Origin of the sequence: Arthrobacter sp. V1I7 (assembly GCF_030817015.1) — a bacterium.
In the GTDB taxonomy this organism is placed as follows: Bacteria; Actinomycetota; Actinomycetes; order Actinomycetales; family Micrococcaceae; genus Arthrobacter.
Window position 1 is genome coordinate 3,323,320 of the sequence record NZ_JAUSYS010000001.1, and the last position, 22,935, is coordinate 3,346,254.

The 22,935-nt window shown below is 68.1% G+C and carries 18 protein-coding genes and 1 pseudogene; 11 read left to right on the forward strand and 8 right to left on the reverse strand.

What is annotated here, in order from left to right:
• Positions 1-125: 125 nt before the first annotated feature.
• From QFZ69_RS15255 to glyA, 5 genes are all read right to left on the reverse strand, one after another.
• Positions 126-1,016, reverse strand: a complete 891-nt coding sequence (locus QFZ69_RS15255; protein ID WP_306919429.1) for an ABC transporter permease — start codon at positions 1,014-1,016, stop codon at positions 126-128.
• A complete protein-coding gene (locus tag QFZ69_RS15260) occupies positions 1,013-1,891 on the reverse strand; it encodes an ABC transporter permease (protein ID WP_373461945.1) in 879 nt (292 codons plus the stop codon). The genes QFZ69_RS15255 and QFZ69_RS15260 overlap by 4 nt, the downstream gene beginning before the upstream one ends.
• 10 nt (positions 1,892-1,901) lie before the next feature.
• Positions 1,902-2,852 (reverse strand): ABC transporter ATP-binding protein, encoded by a 951-nt coding sequence (locus tag QFZ69_RS15265; protein WP_306919717.1) that lies wholly within the window; start codon positions 2,850-2,852, stop codon positions 1,902-1,904.
• A 176-nt stretch (positions 2,853-3,028) separates the two neighbouring features.
• Positions 3,029-3,952, reverse strand: coding sequence for a bifunctional methylenetetrahydrofolate dehydrogenase/methenyltetrahydrofolate cyclohydrolase (locus QFZ69_RS15270; protein ID WP_306919432.1), 924 nt, complete (start codon positions 3,950-3,952; stop codon positions 3,029-3,031).
• A 4-nt stretch (positions 3,953-3,956) separates the two neighbouring features.
• Positions 3,957-5,258, reverse strand: a complete 1,302-nt coding sequence (gene glyA / locus QFZ69_RS15275) for a serine hydroxymethyltransferase (RefSeq protein ID WP_306919434.1) — start codon at positions 5,256-5,258, stop codon at positions 3,957-3,959.
• Positions 5,259-5,553: 295 nt separating this feature from the next.
• Here glyA and purU point away from each other — a divergent pair, with 295 nt between their 5' ends.
• From purU to QFZ69_RS15290, 3 genes are read left to right on the forward strand one after another with little or no spacing between them, the layout of a single operon-like run.
• Positions 5,554-6,411: a formyltetrahydrofolate deformylase gene (purU, locus tag QFZ69_RS15280; protein ID WP_373461904.1), complete on the forward strand. Its 858-nt coding sequence runs from the start codon at positions 5,554-5,556 to the stop codon at positions 6,409-6,411.
• A gap of 21 nt (positions 6,412-6,432) precedes the next feature.
• Positions 6,433-6,831 (forward strand): class I SAM-dependent methyltransferase, encoded by a 399-nt coding sequence (locus QFZ69_RS15285; protein ID WP_306919435.1) that lies wholly within the window; start codon positions 6,433-6,435, stop codon positions 6,829-6,831.
• A 38-nt stretch (positions 6,832-6,869) separates the two neighbouring features.
• Positions 6,870-7,391 (forward strand): gamma carbonic anhydrase family protein, encoded by a 522-nt coding sequence (locus tag QFZ69_RS15290; protein WP_306919437.1) that lies wholly within the window; start codon positions 6,870-6,872, stop codon positions 7,389-7,391.
• A gap of 36 nt (positions 7,392-7,427) precedes the next feature.
• Here the strand turns inward: QFZ69_RS15290 and QFZ69_RS15295 are convergent, their stop codons facing one another.
• Both QFZ69_RS15295 and QFZ69_RS15300 read right to left on the reverse strand, forming a co-directional pair.
• Complete coding sequence (locus QFZ69_RS15295) at positions 7,428-9,137, reverse strand: NAD(P)/FAD-dependent oxidoreductase (protein ID WP_306919439.1); 1,710 nt, start codon at positions 9,135-9,137, stop codon at positions 7,428-7,430.
• On the reverse strand, positions 9,134-10,678 hold the full coding sequence (locus QFZ69_RS15300) for an amino acid permease (protein ID WP_306919441.1): 1,545 nt from the start codon (positions 10,676-10,678) through the stop codon (positions 9,134-9,136). The genes QFZ69_RS15295 and QFZ69_RS15300 overlap by 4 nt, the downstream gene beginning before the upstream one ends.
• A gap of 211 nt (positions 10,679-10,889) precedes the next feature.
• Between QFZ69_RS15300 and QFZ69_RS15305 the strand changes: the two genes are divergently transcribed.
• Positions 10,890-12,572: a PucR family transcriptional regulator gene (locus QFZ69_RS15305; protein WP_306919443.1), complete on the forward strand. Its 1,683-nt coding sequence runs from the start codon at positions 10,890-10,892 to the stop codon at positions 12,570-12,572.
• On the opposite strand, the pseudogene QFZ69_RS15310 reads toward QFZ69_RS15305, so the two are convergent.
• Positions 12,551-13,395 (reverse strand): annotated as a pseudogene (locus QFZ69_RS15310) (nitrilase-related carbon-nitrogen hydrolase). The gene QFZ69_RS15305 and the pseudogene QFZ69_RS15310 overlap by 22 nt on opposite strands.
• A 206-nt stretch (positions 13,396-13,601) precedes the next feature.
• On the opposite strand from QFZ69_RS15310, the gene QFZ69_RS15315 reads away from it, so the two are divergent.
• The 7 genes from QFZ69_RS15315 (at position 13,602) to QFZ69_RS15345 (ending at position 22,453) form a co-directional block, all read left to right on the forward strand.
• A complete protein-coding gene (locus QFZ69_RS15315; RefSeq protein WP_306919445.1) occupies positions 13,602-14,792 on the forward strand; it encodes an ROK family transcriptional regulator in 1,191 nt (396 codons plus the stop codon).
• A gap of 131 nt (positions 14,793-14,923) precedes the next feature.
• Positions 14,924-16,480, forward strand: coding sequence for a multiple monosaccharide ABC transporter ATP-binding protein (mmsA, locus tag QFZ69_RS15320; protein ID WP_306919446.1), 1,557 nt, complete (start codon positions 14,924-14,926; stop codon positions 16,478-16,480).
• Positions 16,481-16,526: 46 nt separating this feature from the next.
• Positions 16,527-17,798: a multiple monosaccharide ABC transporter permease gene (gene mmsB / locus QFZ69_RS15325; protein ID WP_306919447.1), complete on the forward strand. Its 1,272-nt coding sequence runs from the start codon at positions 16,527-16,529 to the stop codon at positions 17,796-17,798.
• Between the two features lie 62 nt (positions 17,799-17,860).
• The gene (locus QFZ69_RS15330; RefSeq protein WP_306919448.1) at positions 17,861-18,958 is read left to right on the forward strand and encodes a sugar-binding protein; all 1,098 of its coding nucleotides are present in this window, start codon (positions 17,861-17,863) and stop codon (positions 18,956-18,958) included.
• A gap of 233 nt (positions 18,959-19,191) precedes the next feature.
• A complete protein-coding gene (locus QFZ69_RS15335; RefSeq protein WP_306919449.1) occupies positions 19,192-20,637 on the forward strand; it encodes an ABC transporter permease in 1,446 nt (481 codons plus the stop codon).
• Positions 20,638-20,639: 2 nt separating this feature from the next.
• Positions 20,640-21,347, forward strand: coding sequence for an ABC transporter ATP-binding protein (locus QFZ69_RS15340; protein ID WP_306919450.1), 708 nt, complete (start codon positions 20,640-20,642; stop codon positions 21,345-21,347).
• A gap of 35 nt (positions 21,348-21,382) precedes the next feature.
• Positions 21,383-22,453: a Gfo/Idh/MocA family protein gene (locus QFZ69_RS15345; RefSeq protein ID WP_306919451.1), complete on the forward strand. Its 1,071-nt coding sequence runs from the start codon at positions 21,383-21,385 to the stop codon at positions 22,451-22,453.
• The last annotated feature ends 482 nt before the right edge of the window (positions 22,454-22,935 follow it).

Sequence of the window (22,935 nt, forward strand, 5' to 3'; positions counted from 1 at the left end):
GCCCCGGGCCGCTTCCACCCCGGGCGAACGACCCCCGGCGGGGGCCCATCCCAACTAGCTCGCAGCAGGGGCCGTTTTGGGCGCACTAAGCGGCCCCTGCTGCCAGTCAGTTGGGCGCGGACCGGCTACTTGAGGAACAGCGAGCGCAGCCGTCCGGTGGTGAGCAACACGCCGAGGACGATCATCCCGACGTAGTAGCCGATGTGCAGGACGGTGGCCGGGCTGAACACGCCCACGCTGATTTGGCGGAGCAGTTCCACCCCGTGCCACAGCGGCATGGCCTGGATCAGCCACTGGATGTATTCCGGGTACACGCTGAGCGGGTAGAAGGTGGCGCTGAACAGGAACATCGGCAGCATGACGAAGCTGATCCAGTCCATCTGCTGGAAGGTTTTCAGAAAGCTGGTGATACCCATGCCGAAGCTCGCGAAGCCGAACGCGATCAGCACCGACGCGGGGATCATCAGGATGGCCCACGGGGTGGTGATGAGCCCCATGACACCCATCACGGCGGTGAAGCCGGTGGCATAGAGCAGCCCGCGCAGCAGGGCCAGGAAGATCTCTCCCATGGCGACGTCGAGTGGGCCGAGCGAGGTATAGAGCATGCCCTGGTAGAGCCTGGCGAAGTTCATCTTGAAGAACACGTTCCAGGTGGAGTCGTAGACGGCGCCGTTCATGGCGGACACGGCCAGCAATGCCGGGGCGATGTAGGCGGCGTAGGAGATGTCCTGGCCGCCCGGTCCCTGCACAGAGCCCACGATCGCGCCCAGCCCTACGCCCATCGAGGTCAGGTACAGCACGGGTTCGAAGAACCCCGAGAGCATCACCATCCAGTTGGTGCTCTTGGTCGCCATCAATCCGCGCGCGACGACGGCGCGGACGTTACGGGAGTAAAGCGGCCCGAAGTGCCGGCGGCGGGCGGCTTCGGCGACGCTGTGACCTCCCGGGCTTCCGGGGCCGCCTGGGCCGCCGCCGCCTCCGGTCCCGCCGCGACCGCCGGAGGCCAGGATGCTCATGCGCCCATCCTTCGGACGAACTGCCGCTTGCAAAGGATCCAGCCAAGCACGGCGAGGCCCAGCAGGAAAAGGACGTGGGCGAGGGTGAGCAGGGGGATCTCCTGGTAGCCGTAGCTGAACACCCGGCCCAGCTCGGTGCCGTGCCAGATCGGCGAGATCCAGCCGATCCAGCGCACGGCCAGGGGCAGGGTGTCCAGCGGGAAGAACGTGCCGGAGAACAGGAACAGCGGCATGACGATGAGCCGCATCACCATGGCGAACTGGCCCTTGTCCTCGGTGATCGAGGCCGCGTAGGCCATCAGCGGCAGGCCGAAGGACAGCCCGGCAAGGGTCGCGACAACGATCGAGACCCACCCCCAGCCGCTTGGGGCGGCACCGAACAGCGCCACCACCCCGAAGTAGATGGCGGATTGCAGCACCAGGCGCAGGGTGACCGCGATGATCTGGCCGCCCGCGATCTGCCCCGGCGTCAGCGGTGAGGCGTGCGGGCCGTAATAGACCCGGCGCCATTTGAAGCCGTCCATCACGGGGAAGCTGAACTCGCTCGCCGCCGTCATCACCGCCGCCGAAATCAGCAGCGCCGGGGCGATGAACGCCAGGTAGCTGACGCCGCCAAAGGCCGCCGTGCTGTTCGTGTCCACGAGCGTGGCGAGGCCCACGCCCATCGCGAAGAGGTACGCGACCGGCTGCCCGACGCCGTACAGGACGATGCTCCAGCCGTAGCCCTTCATGACCCGCAGGACCTGCTCGGCGTAGTAGAAGGCGCCCCACTTCCGCGCCCGGGCCGCCGAAACCGCCGGGGAGTGGGCGCGCGCAGGCGTGGCCTCGGTGCCTGCCGGACTGGCTGCTGCCCCGGCAGGGGCCGCCGCAGGCAACGCTTCTTTTTCAGTCAACGAGGCTCCTGCCGGTCAGACGCAGGAAGACGTCCTCCAGCGAGGAGCGGCGCACCAGCGACGTGACGGGCCGCAGTCCCCGCGCCGATACCTGCTCGAGGGCAGCCTCGCCGTCGGCGGCATAGATAAGGACCCGGTCCGGCAGGGTCTCGACCCGCTCCCCGATGCCCGCGAGTTCGGCGCCGATGGTTGAGTTGCGCTCCGAGCCGAAGCGGAGCTCAAGGACCTCGCGCGTGGAGTATTCGCGGATCAGGCTGGCGGGCGAGCCCTCGGCCATGATCTTGCCCTTGTCTACCACTATCAAGCGGTCGCAGAGCTGCTCGGCCTCGTCCATGTAGTGAGTGGTCAGGATGAGGGTGACGCCCTGCTCCTTGAGCCGGAACAACCGGTCCCACAGGATATGACGGGCCTGCGGGTCCAGTCCGGTGGTGGGCTCGTCCAGCAGCAGGATCCTGGGCTCGTTGATGAGCGAACGCGCGATCGTGAGCCGGCGCTTCATCCCGCCGGAGAGCGCGTCCACCTTGGACTTGGCCTTGTCCGTGAGCTGGGCGAACTCCAGCAGCTCGTCGGCCTTGGGCTTCAGGTAGCTCATCGGCAGCCCGAAGTAGCGCCCGTAGACCAGCAGGTTGTCCCTGACCTTGAGCTCTTCGTCGAGGTTGTCCTGCTGCGGGACGACGCCCAGGTGCGCCCGGACCTCCGGGCCGTGCAAGTCGGGGTCCAGGCCCATAATGCTGAGGCTGCCGGAGGTGCGCTGGGACACCGCGCCAATCATCTTCATGGTGGTGGACTTGCCGGCGCCGTTGGGGCCGAGCAGCCCGAACGACTCCCCGGCGGGTACCCGGAAGGAAATTCCGTCGACGGCGGTCACCTCGCCGTAGCGTTTGCTCAGGTTTTCGGCGGTGATCACATAGTGCGGCGCGCCGGTTTTGGAGGCGCTGCCCAAGTCAGCTTCCTTCCGGGCGGAATCTTTCGAGACGAGTTCAGCCACTCGCACCACGCTAGTGGCTGCGTTCCACCCTGAGAAGAGCCGGACCGCAAATTCCGGCCGCCGCCGTTCCGTTGAAGGGCAGAAAAACGGCAGGGCGCCGGCTCCCGAAGGAGACGGCGCCCTGCCTGAGGCTAGGCGCTGGCTTCCGCCAGCTTGCGCTCGGCGGTCTCCACCACGTTGGCGAGCAGCATGGCCCGGGTCATCGGCCCCACTCCGCCGGGGTTCGGCGAGAGCCAGGCGGCGACGTCGGCCGCTGCGGGATCCACGTCTCCGGTGACCACGGCTTTGCCGGAACCGTCGTCGACGCGGCTGACGCCGACGTCGAGCACGATGGCGCCGGGCTTGAGGTCCTCCGCCTTGATCAGGTGCGGCTGGCCGGCCGCGGCGATCACGACGTCGGCCTGCCGGAGTTCGGCGGGCAGGTCCACCGTTCCGGTGTGGGCCAGGATGACGGTGGCGTTGACGTCCTTGCGGGTGAGCAGAAGCCCCACCGGCCGGCCGATGGTGACTCCGCGGCCCACCACCAGCACGCGCTTGCCCTTGAGCTCGATCCCGTGCCGGGTGAGCAGTTCAACGCAGCCCTTCGGGGTGCAGGGCAGCGGCGACTTCATCGGTCCGCTGACGTTGGCGACCAGCCGGCCGAGGTTCGTCGGGTGCAGGCCGTCGGCGTCCTTGTCCGGATCCATCGCCTCGAGGATGACGTCCTGGTCGATGTGCTTGGGCAGCGGCAGCTGGACGATGTAGCCGGTGCATTCCGGGTCCTCGTTGAGCTCCCGGACCACGGCCAGCAGCTCCTCCTGTGTGGTGTCAGCCGGCAGGTCGCGGCGGATCGAGGTGATGCCCACCTCGGCGCAGTCCTTGTGCTTGCCGCCCACGTACCAGGTGCTGCCCGGGTCGGAGCCCACCAGGATGGTGCCGAGCCCCGGGACGATCCCCTTGGCCTTGAGCGCGGCCACGCGCTCGGTCAGTTCGGCCTTGATGGTGGCGGCGGTGGCCTTGCCGTCCAGGATCCGGGCTGTCGTTGCCGCTGTTGGCGCAGTCTCTGCAGAGGTCATAGAGTCACCACTGCTCGTGCTGCGGGTACAGCGGGAAGTCGGCGGCCAGCTTGTCCACGCGGCGCTGCAGGGCCTCCACGTCCGTGGCACTGCCGGACTTGAGCGCGGTGGCGATGATGTCCGCCACTTCGGTGAACTCCTCGGCGCCGAAGCCGCGCGTGGCCAGCGCCGGGGTGCCGATGCGCAGGCCGGAGGTGACCATCGGCGGGCGGGGATCGAACGGCACCGCGTTGCGGTTGACCGTGATGCCCACGGAGTGGAGCACGTCTTCGGCCTGCTGGCCGTCGAGCTGGGAGTTGCGCAGGTCCACCAGGACCAGGTGCACGTCCGTGCCGCCGGTGAGTACCGACACGCCGGCGTCGGACACGTCCGCCTGGCTGAGGCGGTCCGCGATGATCCGGGCGCCTTCCAGGACGCGCTCCTGGCGCTCCTTGAATTCCTCGGTGCCGGCAATCTTGAACGCCACGGCCTTGGCGGCGATCACGTGCATGAGCGGGCCGCCCTGCTGGCCCGGGAAGACGTTGGAGTTGATCTTCTTGGCCCACTCCTGCTTGGCCAGGATCACGCCGGAGCGCGGGCCCGCGAGGGTCTTGTGCACGGTGGAGGTGACGACGTCGGAGTACGGCACCGGGCTCGGGTGCAGGCCGGCGGCGACGAGGCCGGCGAAGTGCGCCATGTCGGTCCAGAGCAGCGCGCCGACCTCATCCGCGATCGAGCGGAACGCCGCGAAGTCGAGGTGGCGGGGGTAGGCGGACCAGCCGGCGATGATGACCTGCGGCTTCTCGGCGATGGCCTGTTCGCGCAGCTTGTCCATGTCGATCCGGAAGTTGTCTTCCTCGACCTGGTAGGCGGCAACGTCGTAGAGCTTGCCGGAGAAGTTCAGCTTCATGCCGTGGGTCAGGTGGCCGCCGTGCGCCAGGGACAGGCCCAGGATCTTTTCGCCCGGCTTGATCATGGCGGAGAGCGCCGCGGCGTTCGCCTGGGCGCCGGAGTGCGGCTGGACGTTGGCGTACTCGGCGCCGAAGAGGTCCTTGACCCGGTCGATCGCGAGCTGCTCGGCTATGTCGACGTATTCGCAGCCGCCGTAGTAGCGGCGTCCCGGGTAGCCCTCGGCGTACTTGTTGGTCAGGACCGAGCCCTGGGCTTCCATCACGGCGCGCGGGGCGAAGTTCTCGGAGGCGATCATCTCCAGGGTGCCGCGCTGGCGGCCGAGTTCCTGGGCGAGGACGGCGGCAATTTCGGGATCGAGGTCGGCCAGCGGCTGGTTGCTCACGGCGGTCGAGGAAAGGTTAACGGAAGTAGTCACGAGGAACTCCTGGCTAGGCAACGGGCTTAAGGTCAGGTTACCGGCTGGCCCGTCGCGGCGCCCCTAGATTACGGCCCGGCAAACCGGGCACGCAGCAAGGACTGGCATCCGGTCAGGGATGCCGACGGCGGGGGCGGCAGCGGGAGCTGCCGACCGGCACAACATGACCCTCGGCCCAGGCGTACGATCCGTGGTCTTCGTGAGTGCCGCTCCCTGGTGGTTAACCACCCAACGCCAGTTGCGACCGTTCAAGCCTACCGCAGCCGGCGCCCCGCACGCAGGTAGGCTGTACGTCGTGACTGACGAGCTGACTGATTCCTACATCCTGACCCTCTCCTGCCCGGACCGGCCCGGCATCGTGCACGCCGTCGCCGGCGCCCTCCTCGTGGCGGGCTGCAATATTACCGACTCGCAGCAGTACGGCAGCCAGGGCACCGGAACGTTCTTCATGCGGGTCGAGGCCACGACGGTGTCCGCCCAGGCCGAGCTGCAGGCCGCGCTGGAGCCGGTGGCGCAGGCCTTCGGCATGCAGTGGAGCCTGAACCCGGCAGGCCGGAAGGTCCGCACCCTGCTGATGGCCAGCACCTCGGCCCACTGCCTTAACGACCTGCTCTTCCTGCAGCGCTCCGGGACCCTGCCGATCGAGATCCCGGCCATCGTCTCCAACCACAAGGACCTGGCGGGCCTGGCCGAGTTCTACGGCATCCCGTTCCACTTCATCCCGGTTACGCGGGACACGAAGGCCCGGGCCGAGGACGAGCTGCGCGCCCTGATGGCGGAGCACGACATCGAACTCACCGTCCTGGCCCGCTACATGCAGATCCTCTCCGATGAGCTCTGCACCGAGCTCACCGGCAAGGCCATCAACATCCACCACTCCTTCCTGCCGTCCTTCAAGGGCGCCAAGCCGTACCACCAGGCCCACGCCCGCGGCGTGAAGCTCATCGGCGCCACCGCGCACTACGTCACGGCGGCCCTGGACGAGGGACCGATCATCGAGCAGGAAGTCATCCGGGTGGACCACCGCCGCACCGCCGAGCAGTTCGTCCAGATGGGCCGGGACGTGGAGGGCCGGACGCTGGCCCAGGCGGTGCAGTGGCACGCCGAACACCGCGTCCTGCTGGACGGCCACCGCACGGTTGTCTTTAACTGACGTCGGTCATTTACTGGAAGCGTGGCAGCTTCGAGGCAGGATCTGCTTTCTGACTTCGTCGCGCTGCTCAAGGCTGAAGGCCGGCGCGGCGTGCTCGGCCTCAACTGCGCCTCCGGTTCGGACGGGCTGCTCTTCGTCCAGTCCGGCATCCATTTCACCGGGGTGGACCCTTCCGAGGAAAACGTCCGCTCCGCACGCGCCCGGGGGCTGGACGTTGCCGTCGCCGCGCCCGCGTCCCTGCCCTTCGCCGCCTCGGCGTTCCCCTCCGTGTGGGCCGCGGACGCCCTGGCGGGCCTGCCGCCGGAGCAGTGGGCCGGCGTCGTCCGCGAACTGGAGCGGGTGACCGCGGCGGGCGCGCCGATCGCCGTCGTGCTCCCCGATCCCGGCCAGGGCTTCACGATCCTCCGCTCCCCCGCCTGATAGCTCAACGGGCCGGCCGGGTGTCCTAGGCTGGGGGCATGGCTCCCCTCTACGCATTCGCCGGCGACACCCCGGCCGTCCACGACTCCGCCTTCATCGCGCCGACGGCCTCGGTGATCGGCAAGGCCACGCTGGCGGAAAACTCCAGCGCCTTCTACGGGGTCTCCGTGCGGGCGGACACCGCCGCCATCACCGTGGGCGCCGGCACCAACCTGCAGGACAACGTGGTGCTGCACGCCGATCCAGGCTTCCCCTGCACCGTCGGAGCGCGGGTCAGCGTCGGCCACAGCGCCGTGGTGCATGGCTGCACGGTGGAGGACGACTGCCTGATCGGGATGAGCGCGACGATCCTCAACGGCGCGGTGATCGGCGCGGGGTCCCTGGTTGCCGCCGGAGCGGTGGTGCTGGAGGGCACCGTCGTGCCGCCCCGCTCGCTCGTCGCCGGGGTGCCGGCCAAGGTCCGCCGCGAACTCACCGAGGAGGAGTTCGCCGGCGTGCAGCACAACGCGGCGCATTACCAGGACCTGGCCCGGGCCCACCGGGAGCTGCACGGCTCCTGACGGCCCGGGTCCCGCGAGGGCCGGTCCCGCGAGGGCCTAGTCCAACGCGATCGGGCCGAACTCTTCCAGCAGCTCCCCCGGCCCGGGATTGCCCGGGGCGGTGCGGCCGCCCAGATGGTTGACGACGCCCCACACCGCGTTCAGCCCGGTGGTGACGGCACCTTCGGCCCAGCCGGCCGTGAAGGAGACGTCGTCGCCGGCCAGGAAGATCCCGCGTTGGTGCTCCGCCAGCTTGTCCTGCTTGAAGTGGGTGAAGAGCCGCTGCTGGTAGCGGTAATGCCCCGGCAGATTCGCCTTGAAGGCGCCCATGAAGTTGGGGTCCGCTTCCCAGGAGACCGTGATGGGCTGGCCCACAATGTGGCTCGCGATATCCACGGTCGGATAGATCTGTTCCAGCGAGTGCAGCATCAGCTCGACCCGCTCGTCGGCATCGAGCGCGAGCCATTTCAGCGCGTCGTCATTCCAGGTGTAGGACAGCAGGATCACCGCCGGCTGGTCCGGGCCGTTGTCCAGCAGGTAGGTGGCCCGGTTCAAGCGGTCCGTCAGCGTCATGGACATCGCTTCGCGTCCGGTGGCGGGGTCGATGTCCTTCCAGAACGGCCGGTCCACCATCACGAAGGTCTTGGACGACTGCATGTAGTGCGAGCGCTCGATCGCGGTCCACAGCTCGGCCGGGAACAGCGCTTCCTCCGTGTGGATGCGGGTGGAGAGCAGCCAGGACTGGCAGGTGGTCACCACGGCCGGGTAGGTGGCCTCGCGACCCCAGCGCTCCCGGATCCGGAGGTCGCCGTCGGGATCGCGGCTGATCTTGCCCACCGCGCCCCGGGGTGAGCCGGAGTGCAGGGAGGCCAGCGACGTTCCGTCCGGCCAGTGGGCCATGCCCGACGGCGCGTGCTGCCAGAGTGCCTCGGGCAGCCGTTGGGCTCCCCCGCTGATGAGCCGGTGCCGATCATCCGCATCGGTGTACACCACCCGGAGGATTTCCAGGATGGAGTTGGGGAAATCCGTGTCCCAGCCGCCGGTGCCGAAGCCCACCTGGCCGAAGGCCTCACGGTGGGCGAAGCCGGCGTCCTTGAACGATTCGCTCCCGGCGATGAACCCATAGAAGGTCTGTTCGTCCATGAGGGGCAGCAGATCGTTCCACAGTTCCTTGATCCGGGCGGTGTCCCGGGCGCGGATGGCTTCCTGCATCTCAAGGAACTTCGCGCCATCGTTTACGGCCGCCTTCCACGCCTCCGCCACTTCGCGGAAGAACGGCGGCAGGTCCTGGGCGGTTTCGGCGTAGTGCTTCTGGCCCGCTAGTTCGATCACAGTGCTGGACGTGACGGGTGCGAGCGGGTTGGGGAAGTCCTGCGTGTCCAGGCCGAGGAGGTCCACGTAGTGGTAAAACGCCTTGCCGGACACGGGAAAGCGCATGCCGCCCAGGTCCGCCACCACGCCCGGAGCCGCGGGGAAGCTCGCGGTACGGAGGCGGCCGCCGATCTGGTCCGCTTCGTAAACCACCGGGCGCAGGCCGAGCTTCATCAGTTCGTAGGCCGTGACCAGCCCGGAGAGACCGGCGCCGACCACTGCCACTTCGGTCCCGTACAGCTCGGCGGGGATCGCCCCCAGGCCGTCGGGGTGCGCCAGGTAGTGGTCGTAGCTGAACGGGAAGTCCGGGTTCAGCATGGTGATCGGCGCCTCGGCGGCGGCGCCGCGTGCCCGCGCGTCCGGGCCGGGGGCGGGCAGTTCGGTGGCGGTCGTCATGAGTGGCTGGCTTTCGTCGGTTCGGGGCTGGACCCAGCTGCGGCGGCGGCTTCTGCGCCGGATAGTTCACCGTATTCCTCCGAGCTCAGGGCCGCCACCCTCGAGTTCCGGCGACCGTAGCCGAAGTAGGCGGCAACACCCACGAGCATCCAGATGCCGAACGTCACCCACGTGTCCGCACCGAGGTTGGCCATCAGGTAGGCACACATGAGGGCTCCCAGGATGGGCGTGAGCGGAAACAGCGGAACGCGGAAGGTGCGCTTGAGTTCCGGCCGTTTGCGGCGCAGATAGATCACGGCGACGTTGACCAGGGCGAAGGCGAAGAGGGTGCCGATGCTGGTGGCGTCCGCCAGGGCGCCGAGCGGAACCAGCCCGGCGGCGACGGCCACCAGGATGCCCACGATCAGGGTGCCGGCGACCGGGGTGCCGGTCCGCGGCGAGACCCGGCCGAAGATTTTGGGGATCATTCCGTCCCGGGCCATGGACAGCAGGATCCGGGTCTGGCCGTAGAGGACGGTCAGCACGATGCTGGCGATGGCCAGGACGGCACCGATGGCGAAGACCAGGGCAATCCAGGGCTGGCCGGTGGTCTCTTCCAGGATTTTCACGAGGGCGGCTTCGGTGCCGTCGAACCAGCCCCACGGCCGGGCCCCGATCGCCGCGACGGCGACGAGCACGTAGATGGTGGTGACGATCAGCATCGAGAGCATAATGGCCCTCGGCAGGTCCCGCTTGGGGTTGCGGGCCTCCTCGCCGGCCGTGGAAGCCGCGTCGAACCCGATGTAGGAGAAGAAAACACTGGAAGCGGCGGCGGAAACACCGGCTGCACCCATGGGCAGGAGCGGCTCGAAGTTGCCGGCGTTGAAGGCCGTGAACGCCACGGCGCAGAAGAAGACCAGAATCCCGACCTTGATCACCACGATGGCGGTGTTGATCCAGGCGCTTTCCTTGGCCCCGCGGACCAGCAGGATCATGGCCAGGAGCACAATGACCATCGCGGGGATATTCATCACACCGCCGTCGCCCGGCGGCTGCGAGATGGCGTCCGGAAGCGCCAAGCCGAAGACGCCCAGGGCCTCGTTGACGTACTGCCCTGCCCCGACGGCGACGGCGGCCACGGAGACGGCGTATTCCAGCACCAGGCACCAGCCGCAGATCCAGGCCATGCCTTCGCCCATGGTCGCGTACGTGTAGGAGTAGCTCGAACCGGCTGCAGGGACCAGCCCGGCCATCTCCGCGTAGGAGACGGCGGAGAGCAGCGCGGCGAATCCGGCGATGGCAAAGGAGATCCAGATCGCCGGGCCGGCCAGCGGCACCGATTCGCCCAGGATCACCAGGATGCCGGTGCCGAGGGTGGCGCCGACGCTGATCATGGTCAGCTGCAGCACGCCGAAGCTGCGGACCAGCCGGGTGCCGCCGTGGCCGGTTTCGGCTTCGCTGACCAGCTGTCCGATCGGTTTCCGGCGAAGCAGTTGCGCCGTCAGGCCGGGACGGCTGGCAGCGGCCGGGGGCCGTTCCCCGGTAAGAGTAGGCACAGTCATCGTTGACGTCCGTTCGTGAGTAGTGGTTGTTGTGTCCCCGGTTCAGCCTAGGGCTGTGAGCCAGCTCTCAGGGCTGTGCAAAATGACCTATAGTGTTCTGGCATGAGATGTATTGCACCACAGCCCCCCGCCCCTTCCCGCTCCGACGGGCCCTCCTCCCGGCCCTCCGCCCCGCGGTCCGCCGGATGGGGCGTGCCGGCCGGAGACCGCCGTGGCTGCTGACGCCGGGGAACGGCTCGGCTTCGTCACCCTGGGGCAGTTCCTCCGGCAGCTGCCGGCTGAACTCACCGTCCTGCACGACGGCGGCAACGGGGCCGGCCGGCTGCGATGGGTGGAGCCGAGCGAACTCGAGGACCCGACGCCTTACCTGCTCGACGGGGAATTCCTGCTGACCGCAGGCCTGCCGTTCCTGGGCGAAGGCGGCGGCCCGGAACGGGTTGAGGCCTACGTGGAGCGCCTGGTCGGGGCCGGGGTCGGCGCGTTGGGGTTCGGCCTGGAACCCTACTTCGACGCCGTGCCCGACGCCGTCGTCGAGGCCTGCCGGCGGCGCAACCTCACGCTCGTCGCCATCCCCCGGACGGTCCCGTTCGCCGCGATCGGGCTCGAATTCTCGCAGCTGCTGGAATCCGAGAACGCCACCACCTTCCGGCAGTTGGCCGACGCTAACCGGCAGCTCATGCGCGCCGTGCTGTCGGCCCGGCCCGAACACGAGCTGCTGGCGGCGCTGGTGCAACGGGTTCCGGTGTGGGCCATCCTCGTCGGGGCGGACGGGCGGATCCGGGCCCGCGGTTCCGCCGGTGCGCACGGCTCCGGCGGTGCGCATGGCTCCGGGCCCGCCCCCGGCCGGGAGCCGGCCGCGCTGCAACCGCTGCTGGCAAAGCTGCTGAGCGGCAGCGGCCCCCGCGTGGAGCTGGACTCTTTCGACGACGCCGGTTCGGCCCTCGTGTTCGGCCACCCCCTGCGCAGCTCCCGCGACGCCAACCTGGGCGCGCTCGTCCTGGGTACGGATGCACCGCTGACGCCGGCGCAAAACAGTGTGGTCTCGGCCGCCGTCGGGCTGCTGGAGCTCCTGGTCCGCCAGCGCACGAGCGGCTCGCTGGCCCCCAGCCAGCTGGCCACGGCCCTGCTCCTGCACCCGGAAAGCCTCAGCACGGGCGGGAGCCAGCACGTCAACGGCCTCAAGGACCTCGTCGCGCAAAGTGTTTCCTCCGCCCGCTCGGGGCAGCTGCGCGTTGTCCAGGGCATCAATCTGACGGCCGCCGTACGCCGCGCCGGCGAGAGCCCGGTCCGCGAGCTGCTGGAGTGGCGCAGGATGTTCGACACCAAGCTGGTGGAGATTACCGACTACGGTTTCGCGGCCATCACCAGGTTGAAGGTCGACGACGCCCGGCTGGCCGAGGTTGAGCGGCTGGGCTGGCGCCTGGTGGTGGGGAGCGCGACCGAATTCACCGGCCTCGCGGAGGCCTACCGGCGGAGCTCCTCGCTCCGCGGCCGGGTGCGGACCAGCGGGCGCAGCGTCCGGGTGGACGACGTGACCTGGTCGCTTACGGGGTTGCTGGGCAGCGAGGCCGGGGCCATGCTGGCCGGGCGGCTGCTCGCTCCCGTCCTCAGCCTGGAGTCCGAGCGACGGGACACCCTGCTCGGGATCCTCCGCGCCTGGCTAAGTGAGAACGGCAGCTGGGATGCCACGGCGAAGGCCACCGGGCTGCACCGCAACAGCGTGCGCCGCCACATCGGGACGCTCGCGGAGGTGCTGGATCTGGATCTCAACCAGGCCCAGGTGCGCGCCGAACTATGGATTGCCCTGCAGTACACGGACGCGCTTCCGGGCAGGCCGGCAGGGACCCCGGCCGCTCCGGACTCCGCCGCCGCTCAGACGTTCCAGGAGCGGTAGATTTCCGGACGGCGGTCCGCCAGATACGCCACGTCGGCTTCCGCGGCTTCCCCGCCTTCCGCGGCTTCCGTGCCTTCGTCGGCTTCCGCGCCTTCGTCGGCAGGCTCCGGCAGCTCGGCGAACAGCAGTTCCGGGCCGGCCCCGGCTGCCGCCAGCAACGACCCGTCCGGAGCTGCGATCACGCTGCCGCCCAGGAAATCGCAGCCGTCCTCCGTGCCCGAGTGGTTGGCGTAGGCCACCGTGACCTGGTTCTCCAGTGCCCTCGCCCGGACCAGCAGCTGGGGAACGGCCTCAAACCCCTCGGACAGGGCGGTCGGGACCAGCACCAGCCGGGCCCCCCGGACGGCGGCGGCGCGGACCGTCTCGGGGAATTCGACGTCGTAGCAGATCACCAGGGAGGTCGGAACTCCACCGAAGTCAACCACCGTAGGAGCGGCGTCGGCCGGAGAGAATGCCTGCCGCTCCTCTGCCCCGAACAACTGGACTTTTGCATAGCTGAGCAATTCGGTGCCCCGCGCGTCCACGAGGGTGGCGGTGATCTGCCAGTCCCCGTCCTCGGTCAGTGCCGGAAGGCTGTAGACCAGGGCGATGCCGTGGCGCGGGCGGCGATCCCGGCAAGGGCCCGGCGGATGGCCGGAAGCGCGGCGGGGTCCAGCTCCGCGCGGATCCTTCGGGGCGCGTAGCCCACGGGAAACAGTTCCGGGGTCAGCAGCACGTGGGCGCCGGCTGCGGCCGCCTTCCGGGCGGCCTCCTCCAACGCGGCGCAGTTCGCCTCCACGTCCAGCACGGCGGCGTTCGCCTGCATCAGGGCCAGCAGCACCATTCCACCTCAGCATCTCCAGTCGTCCGCACCGGGCGGCGGACGATCGTCCCCTTCAGCCTAGCCACGCGGCACCCCCGCGCTACCGGTGCATTTCCACCCGGCGCGGGCCGTTGCGGGGCGGAATGTCCTGCCGATCGGCGGCAGCCCCGACCCGGCCTTGCGTTAACTTCTTGACTACAAGCCCCGGATGCGTCACGCTACATTGCATGCCCTCACCAACGAGCTCAACGAGGAGCCGAACCAAAAACCCCGGGTCGCAATCCGCGCTTCGGCATCTGAACCAGCAGCGGATTATCGAATGCCTCCTGGCGGGGCCTTCCACCCAGGCCGAACTGGCACGGCAGACCGGTCTGTCCACCGCGACGGTGTCCAACATCGTTCGCATCATGCAGGACGCCGGCCTCGCCTCGACCGAGCCGATCACCAGCTCCGGGCGGCGTGCCCTGAACGTCCGGCTCAACAGCAACGGGGCCGTTGCTGTCGGCATCGACTTCGGCCGCCGGCACTTGCGGGTGGTCCTTGCGTCGCTCAGCTACCACGTGATCGCGGAGGAGTCCGTGCTGCTGCCGCTGGGCCACCACGCCGAGGAAGGCATCTCCGCGGCCGTCGCGCTGCTGGACCGGTTGCTGGTGGACGGTGGCGTGGAACGCACCGCCGTCGTCGGGGCCGGCGTCGGCATCCCGGGTCCCATCGACCGCCGCACCGGCACCGTGGCGCAGGGCGCCATCCTCCCGGAATGGGTGGGCATCAATATCCTGCAGCGGCTCGAAGACGCGCTGGACCTGCCGGTATTCGTGGACAATGACGCCAACCTGGGCGCCCTGTCCGAGGTGACCTGGGGGCCGCACGGCGGGATCAGCAACCTGATGTTCCTCAAGATCGGATCGGGCATCGGCGCCGGGCTGATCCTCAACGGCATGCCCTACTACGGCAACGTCGGGATCACCGGCGAAATCGGCCACGCCACGATCCACGAACACGGTCTGGTCTGCCGCTGCGGAAACCGCGGCTGCCTCGAGACCATCGCTTCCACCACCACCATGATCGAGCTCCTGGGCCGCGGCGAGGACAGGCCGCTGGCTCCCGATGACATCGTCCGCAAGGCCCTCGCCCGGGACTCCGCGACCCTGCGCGTGGTAGACGACGCCGGACTCGCCGTCGGCCGTGCCCTGGGCAATGTGGCGAACCTGATCAACCCCGAAGTGATCGTGGTGGGCGGTCCGCTGGCGGGCCTCGGACAGCTTCTGCTGGACCCGATCCGGAGAGGCCTGGTCCGCCATGCGGTGCCCGTGATCGGCGAGACCACCACCCTCACCATGTCCTCGCTGGGCAACCGCGCCGAGGCTCTCGGGGCCACCTCACTGGTCTTCCAACACGCCGGAATCCGGCGGCATTGAGCTTTTCGTTACCGGCCCGTTGCGTTAAAGACTTGACGACAATGCCGGTGATCCAGTTTACTTTTGCATCAGACGGCCCTGCGGTTTGCAGGGGCGGACAACGAAGTCACGCATTGGAGGCGTAAGGGCAGATGACGTCCCTCAACACGCACAGCGATCCGATAATTCTCGAGATGCGCTCCATCACCAAGGAATTCCCTGGCGTTAAAGCATTGTCCGAGGTGACCCTCCGGGTGAAAGCCGGCGAGATCCACGCCATCTGCGGTGAAAACGGCGCCGGCAAGTCCACCCTCATGAAGGTTCTCTCCGGGGTCTACCCCTTCGGCAGCTACACCGGCGACATCGTGTACCAGAACGAGGTCCAGCAGTTCAAGGACATCCGGGCCAGCGAGCACGCCGGCATCGTGATCATCCACCAGGAACTCGCGCTGATCCCCGAACTGTCCATCATGGAGAACATCTTCCTCGGCAACGAGCCCACCAGGCGCGGCGTGATCGACTGGGCCGAGGCCCGGACCCGCTCCACCGAACTGCTGGCCAGGGTGGGCCTGCGCGAGGACCCGGACACCCCCATCAAGGAAATCGGCGTCGGCAAGCAGCAGCTCGTTGAAATCGCGAAGGCGCTGAACAAGTCCGTGAAGCTCCTGATCCTGGACGAGCCCACCGCCGCCCTGAACGAGTCCGATTCCCAGCACCTGCTGGACCTCATGCTCGGCCTGAAGGGCCGCGGCATCACGTCCATCATCATTTCCCACAAGCTCAACGAGATCGAGCAGATCGCGGATTCCATCACCATCATCCGCGACGGCAAGTCGATCGAGACGCTCGACGTCAAGGCCGACGGCGTCGACGAGGACCGCATCATCAAGGGCATGGTGGGCCGGGCCCTGGAGTCCCGCTTCCCGGACCACGAGCCCAAGATCGGCGAGGTCTTCTTCGAGGTCAAGAACTGGAACGTGGGGCACCCGCAGATCCAGGACCGCCTGGTCTGCAAGAGCTCGAACTTCTTCGTCCGCCGCGGCGAGATCGTCGGCTTCGCCGGCCTGATGGGTGCCGGGCGCACCGAGCTCGCCCGCTCCGTCTTCGGCCGTTCCTACGGCCGCTTTATCTCCGGGCAGGTCTACAAGGAGGGCAGGGAGATCCAGCTCAAGAACGTCCGCCAGGCCATCGACTCCGGCCTGGGCTACGTCACCGAGGACCGCAAGTCCCTCGGGCTGAACCTGCTCGATGACATCAAGGCGACCACGGTCTCCGCCAACCTGCGCAAGATCAGCAAGCACAGCGTCGTGGACGCCAACCAGGAATTCACCGTCGCTGAGCAGTACCGCAAGTCGCTGCGCACCAAGGCGCCGTCCGTGGAGGAGGGAGTAGCCAAGCTCTCCGGCGGAAACCAGCAGAAGGTGGTGCTGGCGAAGTGGATGTTCACCGACCCGGACCTGCTGATCCTGGACGAACCCACCCGCGGGATCGACGTCGGCGCCAAGTACGAGATCTACGGCATCATCCAGCAGCTCGCCAACCAGGGGAAGGGCGTCATCGTCATCTCCTCCGAATTGCCCGAGCTGCTTGGCCTCTCGGACCGGATCTACACGATCTTCGAGGGCGCCATCACCGGCGTGCTCGACAAAGACGAAGCCAGCCAGGAAAGCCTCATGAAACTCATGACCTCCGCCCGCAAGACCGCCTGACCCTCTGCGACCATCCAGAACATTCCGGAAAACAAGGACTGAAAAAATGAACGCGCTCAAGAAGCTCTTTGGCGGAAACACCCGCCAATTCGGCATGATCTTCGCCCTGGTTGCGCTGATCGTCTTCTTCCAGATTTTCACAGAGGGCCGCACGCTCACCCCCGGCAACGTCATCAACCTCTTCAACGGCAACTCCTACATCCTGATCCTCGCGATCGGCATGGTCCTGGTGATCATCGCCGGCCACATCGATCTGTCGGTGGGTTCGGTCGCCGCCTTCGTGGGCGTCACCGTGGCGCTCATCATGCGCGACTGGGACACCCCCTGGTACCTGGCCGTCCTGCTGGGGCTGCTGCTCGGAGCCGTGATCGGGGCCTGGCAGGGGTTCTGGACCGCCTACGTCGGCATCCCGGCGTTCATCGTGACACTGGCCGGCATGCTCCTCTTCCGCGGCTTCAACCAGTTCGTCGGCAAGTCCAACACCATCCCGGTCCCCGCGGACTTCCAGTACCTCGGTTCCGGTTACCTGCCGGAGGTCGGCCCCAACACCGGCTTCAACAACCTCACCCTGCTGCTGGGCCTGCTCGCCGTCGCCTTCGTGGTCTTCAGCGAGATCCGCTCCCGCCGCACCGCCAAGGCCCTCGGCGCCGAGGTGCCCGAAGCCTGGGTCTCCATCACCAAGCTGGTCCTGATCTGCGGCGCCATCCTGTACGCGACGTACCTGTTCGCCACCGGCCGGCCGGGCACGTCGTTCCCCATCCCGGGACTCATCCTCGCGGTCCTGGTGATCGTCTACGGCTTCGTCTCCTCGAAGACCATCATCGGCCGTCACGTCTACGCGGTCGGCGGTAACCGGCACGCTGCGGAGCTCTCCGGCGTCCAGTCCAAGAAGGTCAACTTCCTGGTCATGATGAACATGTCGATCCTGGCCGGCCTCGCCGGCATGATCTTCGTGGGCCGCTCCACCGCCTCCGGCCCGTTCGACGGCGTCGGCTGGGAACTGGACGCCATCGCGGCTGTGTTCATCGGCGGCGCCGCCGTGACCGGCGGCGTGGGCACCGTGATCGGCTCGATCGTCGGCGGCCTGGTGATGGCCGTGCTGAACAACGGCCTGCAGCTCCTCGGCGTCGGCGCCGACCTGACCCAGATCATCAAGGGCCTCGTGCTACTGATCGCCGTCGCGTTCGACGTCTACAACAAGAGCCAGGGCAAGAAGTCGATCATCGGCATGATGATGAAGAACTTCAACCGCAGCAGCACCGAGCTCCAGCCCGACGAAACCACCTCCACCAAAGAGGTCATCTCGAAGGGTGCCTGAGCGGCTCCTGGTCCGAGATCCCCTGATTCTCCGCACACCATCTATAGAAAGCGAACCAAGCAATGCAACTGATTGGTAAAGCAGGAAAGGCAGCAGCAATCGCTGCTATTGCGGCACTGGCGCTGACAGCCTGCGGCCGTTCCGAAACAGCGACCGGCGGTTCCACCGCCGGCGGCGAGGCGTTCCCGAAAGACTCCTCGATCGGCGTCGCGCTCCCCCAGAAGACCTCGGAAAACTGGGTCCTGGCGGAGAAGCTGTTCAACGACGGCCTCAACGGTGCCGGTTTCAAGGCAGACGTGCAGTTCGCCAATGGCGGCGTTTCGGAGCAGCAGAACCAGATCAGCGCCATGGTCACCAAGGGTGCCAAGGTCATCATCGTCGGTGCTATCGACGGTGCGCAGCTGGGCACCCAGCTCAAGCAGGCCAAGGACTCCGGCGCCACGATCATCGCGTATGACCGCCTGCTCCTGAACACCGAGAACGTGGACTACTACGTGGCGTACGACAACTTCAAGGTCGGCGTCCTCCAGGGCGAGGCCCTGCTCGAGGGCATGCAGGCGAAGAAGGCGGCCGGTCCGTACAACATCGAGCTGTTCGCCGGTTCCCCGGATGACGCCAACGCGAAGGTCTTCTTCGACGGCGCCATGAGCGTCCTGAAGCCGAAGATCGACGACGGCACCCTCAAGGTGCTGTCCGGCCAGAACTCGTTCGAGCAGGCTGTCACCCAGGGCTGGAAGGCTGAGAACGCCCAGCGTCGGGCCGACACGCTCCTGAGCGGCACCTACGGCAGCGCCTCGCTGGACGGCGTGCTGTCCCCGAACGACACGCTGGCCCGCGCGGTACTGACCTCGGTCAAGGCCGCCGGCAAGCCGCTTCCGGTCATCACGGGCCAGGACTCCGAGGTTGAGTCCGTCAAGTCCATCCTCGCCGGCGAGCAGTACTCCACCATCAACAAGGACACCCGCAAGCTCGTTGAGCACGCGATCACCATGGTCAAGGACATCCAGGCAGGCAAGACGCCCGAGATCAACGATGACAGGTCCTACAACAACACGGTCAAGGTTGTTCCGGCATACCTGCTGGAGCCGGTCATCGTAACGAGCGAAAACGTCAAGACGGCCTACGCCGACGATCCGGTACTCGGCCCGCTGACGAAGTAGTTCCGGCTTTAGGCGCCCCTGCTCGTAGGGCGCTGAGCCTCAGGCAACACCAGGGCCCCGGCTCCCCCGCAAGGGAGGGCCGGGGCTTTTTGCGTGCCCCAGCCGGACCCTGCGGGCGTCTTCCGGACGCCTTCACAGCCCATCCATAGCTTGGCTGTGATCTCCGCACAGCAGCCCGTACCACTGTGGGAGCAGCCGCCGGCGATCCGAGCCGGCCTGATCCTAGGAGTCCCGTGAGCGTCCTTGCCCGGAGTGTAGGCAACGCCTTCAGAAACAAGGTTCGGACCGCGGCGGTGGTGGCCGTGCTGGCCGTAGCCATCGGCCTCGCCCTTGCCATGCTCGTCGCCAACCAGGCCGTCGCGGCGAAGGTCGCCGAGCTCAATGCCTCGGTCGGCACGGTGCTCACCGTCAACCCGGCCGGCGGCCAGGGCTTCGAGGGCGGCGGCGAGCCGCTCACCGCGGAGCAGGCCGCGACGGCGGCCGCGGTACCGAACGTTAGCGCCGTCATTGGCACCAAGGCGCTCCGCCTGCGGAACGCCGACGCCGCCGCCCAGAGTGCCCAGACGGGCCAGGGCGGTCCCGGTGGCGGCGGTCCTGGCGGGCAGTCGGCCACCACCGTGACCACGAGCCTCACGGCCGCCGTCGACGCCGGCACGCTCGGCTCCCGCAATGAGGCATCCAGCGGGAGCACCGGCACCGCGACGACGCAGGCAGCGCCCGCGTTCTCGCTGCCCGTCACGGCCACTGGCATCGGCGCCGCAGTCGATGCGACCGGCAAGGCCCTGCAGCTGAGCGGCGGCACCGGCCTCGGCGACTACAACGCAGCTTCCACCGGGGCTTTGCTGGGAACCACGCTGGCCGAGAAAAACGGCTTGGCGGTGGGCTCCACCTTCACCATCAAGGACCAGACCTTCACCGTGGCCGGCCTGTTCGACGCGGGCACCGCCTTCGGCAACAACTCCCTCTATCTCACGCTCCCGACGGCCCAGAGCCTAGCGGAACTGCCCGGGGAACTGTCCACGATGATCGTCACCGTGAACAGCATGGAAAACGTCGACGCCGCGAAGACCGCCCTGGAGGACGCGCTGGGCACCGACGCCGCCGACGTCAGCCAGGGCCAGCGCAACCTGGAGACCGCCGTGAGCTCGCTCGGCAGCGTCAAGAACATCTCGTTCACCGCCTTCGTCGCGGCCCTGGCGACCGCCGGGCTGATCATCCTGCTGATCATGGTCATGCTGGTCCGCGAACGCCGGCGGGAAATCGGCGTGCTGAAGGCCATCGGCGCCCCCAACCGCACGATCGGGCTGCAATTCGTGCTGGAGGCGCTGGTCCTCGTGGCGCTGGGCAGCGTGCTCGGTGCCGCCGTCGCGTCCCTGGCCAGCGGCGGCATCGCCTCGGCGCTGATCAGTTCCAACAGCACCACCGCGGCAACCGGCGCGGCCGGCCAACGCGGACTCCCCGGCCTCCCCGGCGGCATTGCCGGCAGTGCGGGCCTTCCCGGCGGCGGACCGTTCGGCGGCGGAGCGTCGCAGCTGCTGACGTCGGTGACGGCGAGCGCCTCCCCCGGCGTGATCGGCGCCGGCCTCGCCGCGGTGTTCGGCGTCGCCATCATCGGCGCCCTGGTTCCCGCCCTGCTGACCGCCCGCATCCGTCCCATCGAAGTCCTCCGAGGAGAGTAGCCATGCTCGAAGTCAAGAACCTGGTCCGCACATTCAAGTCCGGCGACCGCACCATCAAACCCGTCAACGATGTCAGTCTCCGGCTCGAGCAGGGCACGCTCGCCTCCATCGTGGGCAAGAGCGGCAGCGGCAAAAGCACGCTGCTGGCCCTGCTGGGCGCCCTGGACAAACCCACCAGCGGCGACGTGCTGGTCAACGGCGTGAGCCTGGCCGGCATGCCGGACGGGAAGCTGACCGAGTACCGCAGGCGGGACATCGGTTTCGTGTTCCAGCAGTTCAACCTGATCCCCAACCTCTCCGCCGTGGACAACGTGATGCTGCCGATGGAGTTCGCCGGGATCCGGAAAGCCGCCCGGCGGGAGCGCGCCCGGGAGCTGCTCGAGCAGGTGCAGCTGGATCCGGAGAAACACGTCCGCTGCGTCAACCGGCTCTCCGGCGGCGAGCAGCAGCGGGTGGCGATCGCCCGGGCCCTCGCCAACAAGCCCAAGCTGATCCTGGCCGACGAGCCCACCGGCAACCTGGACGAACAAACCGGCGAACACATCATCGAGCTGCTCAGCTCGCTGAGCCGGGACCGCAACACCACCATCCTCGTGGTGACCCATGACCGGTCGCTGGCCAACAAGACGGACCGGCGCTTCCGGCTCCAGCAGGGCCGGCTCACCGAGGAAGCCGCGCGCAGCCGGGCCACGGCCGACGTGGCGGGGTAGGCGGGTCTCCCCCACCAGGGTGAGAGGATGGCACCATGACTGCCCTCATCGCGAAGCCCTGGCTGTCCGGCCAGCCGGACCAGGACCCCCGAACAGCCACTGGCGCCAGATTGCGCTGGGGCGTCATCGCCACCGGCGGCATCGCCGCGGCGGTCACCCGGGACCTGGAGCTCCTGCCGGACGCAGGGCTCTACGCCGTGAGTTCACGCACCCAGGCGGCAGCGGATGCGTTCGCCGCCGATTACGGCTTTGCCCGGGCCTACGGGGACGACGGCGGGCAGACCGGCTACGAGCGGCTGCTCGCCGATGATGCTGTTGATATCGTCTACGTGGCGACGCCGCACGCCCATCACCACGAGATCGCCCTGGCGGCCCTGAACGCCGGCAAGCACGTGCTATGCGAGAAGGCCCTGACCGTGAACGCACGCGAGGCGGGTGAGCTGGTGGCCCTGGCCCGGGCCAAGGGGCTGTTCCTGATGGAGGCCATGTGGAGCCGCTTCCTGCCCAGCATGCAGCGGGCCTTCGAGATCGCCGCCTCGGGCGAAATCGGCGAGATCAAATGGGTGGGGGCCGATCTCGGCTTCCCCGCGCCGTATTCACCCACCTCCCGGCTGTGGGCTCCCCGGGACGGCGGCGGTGCCCTGCTGGACATCACGGTCTATCCGCTGCTGTGGGCGCTCGGCACGCTGGGGTTCCCGCAGACCGTCAGTGCCACCGGCTGGGTCAACGACGACGGTGTGGACGCCCAGAATGCCCTCACGCTCGGCTACCACCATGGCGCGCAGGCGCAGCTGACCTCCTCATTGCTGGCGCACGGACCCCGCACCGCCACCGTGGCCGGCAGCGCCGGATTCCTGCAGGCGATCGGCTCGATCAACAACCCCAAGGAGCTCCATGTCCGGGTCGGCTTCGACGACGTGCGCAGCGAACGGTTCGACGTCGTCGGGAGGGGCTACAGCTATGAGCTCCGCGAAGTGACCCGCTGCATCCAACACGGTCTGACGGAGAGCCCGGTCATGCCGCTGGAGGACTCGCTGAACACGATGCGGCTCTTCGACGGGGTGCGCGCGCAGCTCGGCGTCAGCTACGCGAACGACGCCCGCTGACAGCGCCATTCGCTGGCGTGAATCCGGCGTTTTACGTCGGGAATCCGGGGCTGTTTTCCACGCACTCTGGACTGACCCGGGCGGCCGGACTTACCCTGTAGGCAATCGTCGGGCTCTCGGGGAAATGGGGTGTGTGCAGTGGACCCAGCATCGGCCCTGTTGCGCGCACGCCGCCCAATCCGGCGGGTGATTCTGGCCGGCGTCGCCGGAGTCGCCTGGCTGGCGCTTTCTGCGACAGCTGCCAACGCCGACGACGCCGCCACTTCAGTCGGGATGACCGGCACCGGGACGTCGGTCTCGATGGCTCTTGCGGTCCCGTCCGACATCCTCGGGATGTTGGAGGCAGGGTACCTTGCGGCCGACACGCCAGGGACCCCGGCTCCGCTTCCAGCGCCGGCCCTGCAGCCCGTTCAGGTGCCGGCGGTACCTGCGGATGCCGCGGCCGTTTCAGTTCCGGGCCCCGCAGCATCTGTTCCGGATGT

What these genes read in the sequence shown, in the direction of transcription:
- QFZ69_RS15300 (WP_306919441.1), bottom strand. Translation starts at nt 10,678, where the DNA reads ATGACTGTGCCTACTCTTACCGGGGAACGGCCCCCGGCCGCTGCCAGC.
- QFZ69_RS15270 (WP_306919432.1), bottom strand. Translation starts at nt 3,952, where the DNA reads ATGACCTCTGCAGAGACTGCGCCAACAGCGGCAACGACAGCCCGGATC.
- QFZ69_RS15340 (WP_306919450.1), top strand. Translation starts at nt 20,640, where the DNA reads ATGCTCGAAGTCAAGAACCTGGTCCGCACATTCAAGTCCGGCGACCGC.
- QFZ69_RS15345 (WP_306919451.1), top strand. Translation starts at nt 21,383, where the DNA reads ATGACTGCCCTCATCGCGAAGCCCTGGCTGTCCGGCCAGCCGGACCAG.
- mmsA (WP_306919446.1), top strand. Translation starts at nt 14,924, where the DNA reads ATGACGTCCCTCAACACGCACAGCGATCCGATAATTCTCGAGATGCGC.
- QFZ69_RS15255 (WP_306919429.1), bottom strand. Translation starts at nt 1,016, where the DNA reads ATGAGCATCCTGGCCTCCGGCGGTCGCGGCGGGACCGGAGGCGGCGGC.
- QFZ69_RS15315 (WP_306919445.1), top strand. Translation starts at nt 13,602, where the DNA reads ATGCCCTCACCAACGAGCTCAACGAGGAGCCGAACCAAAAACCCCGGG.
- QFZ69_RS15290 (WP_306919437.1), top strand. Translation starts at nt 6,870, where the DNA reads ATGGCTCCCCTCTACGCATTCGCCGGCGACACCCCGGCCGTCCACGAC.
- QFZ69_RS15295 (WP_306919439.1), bottom strand. Translation starts at nt 9,137, where the DNA reads ATGACGACCGCCACCGAACTGCCCGCCCCCGGCCCGGACGCGCGGGCA.
- QFZ69_RS15330 (WP_306919448.1), top strand. Translation starts at nt 17,861, where the DNA reads ATGCAACTGATTGGTAAAGCAGGAAAGGCAGCAGCAATCGCTGCTATT.
- mmsB (WP_306919447.1), top strand. Translation starts at nt 16,527, where the DNA reads ATGAACGCGCTCAAGAAGCTCTTTGGCGGAAACACCCGCCAATTCGGC.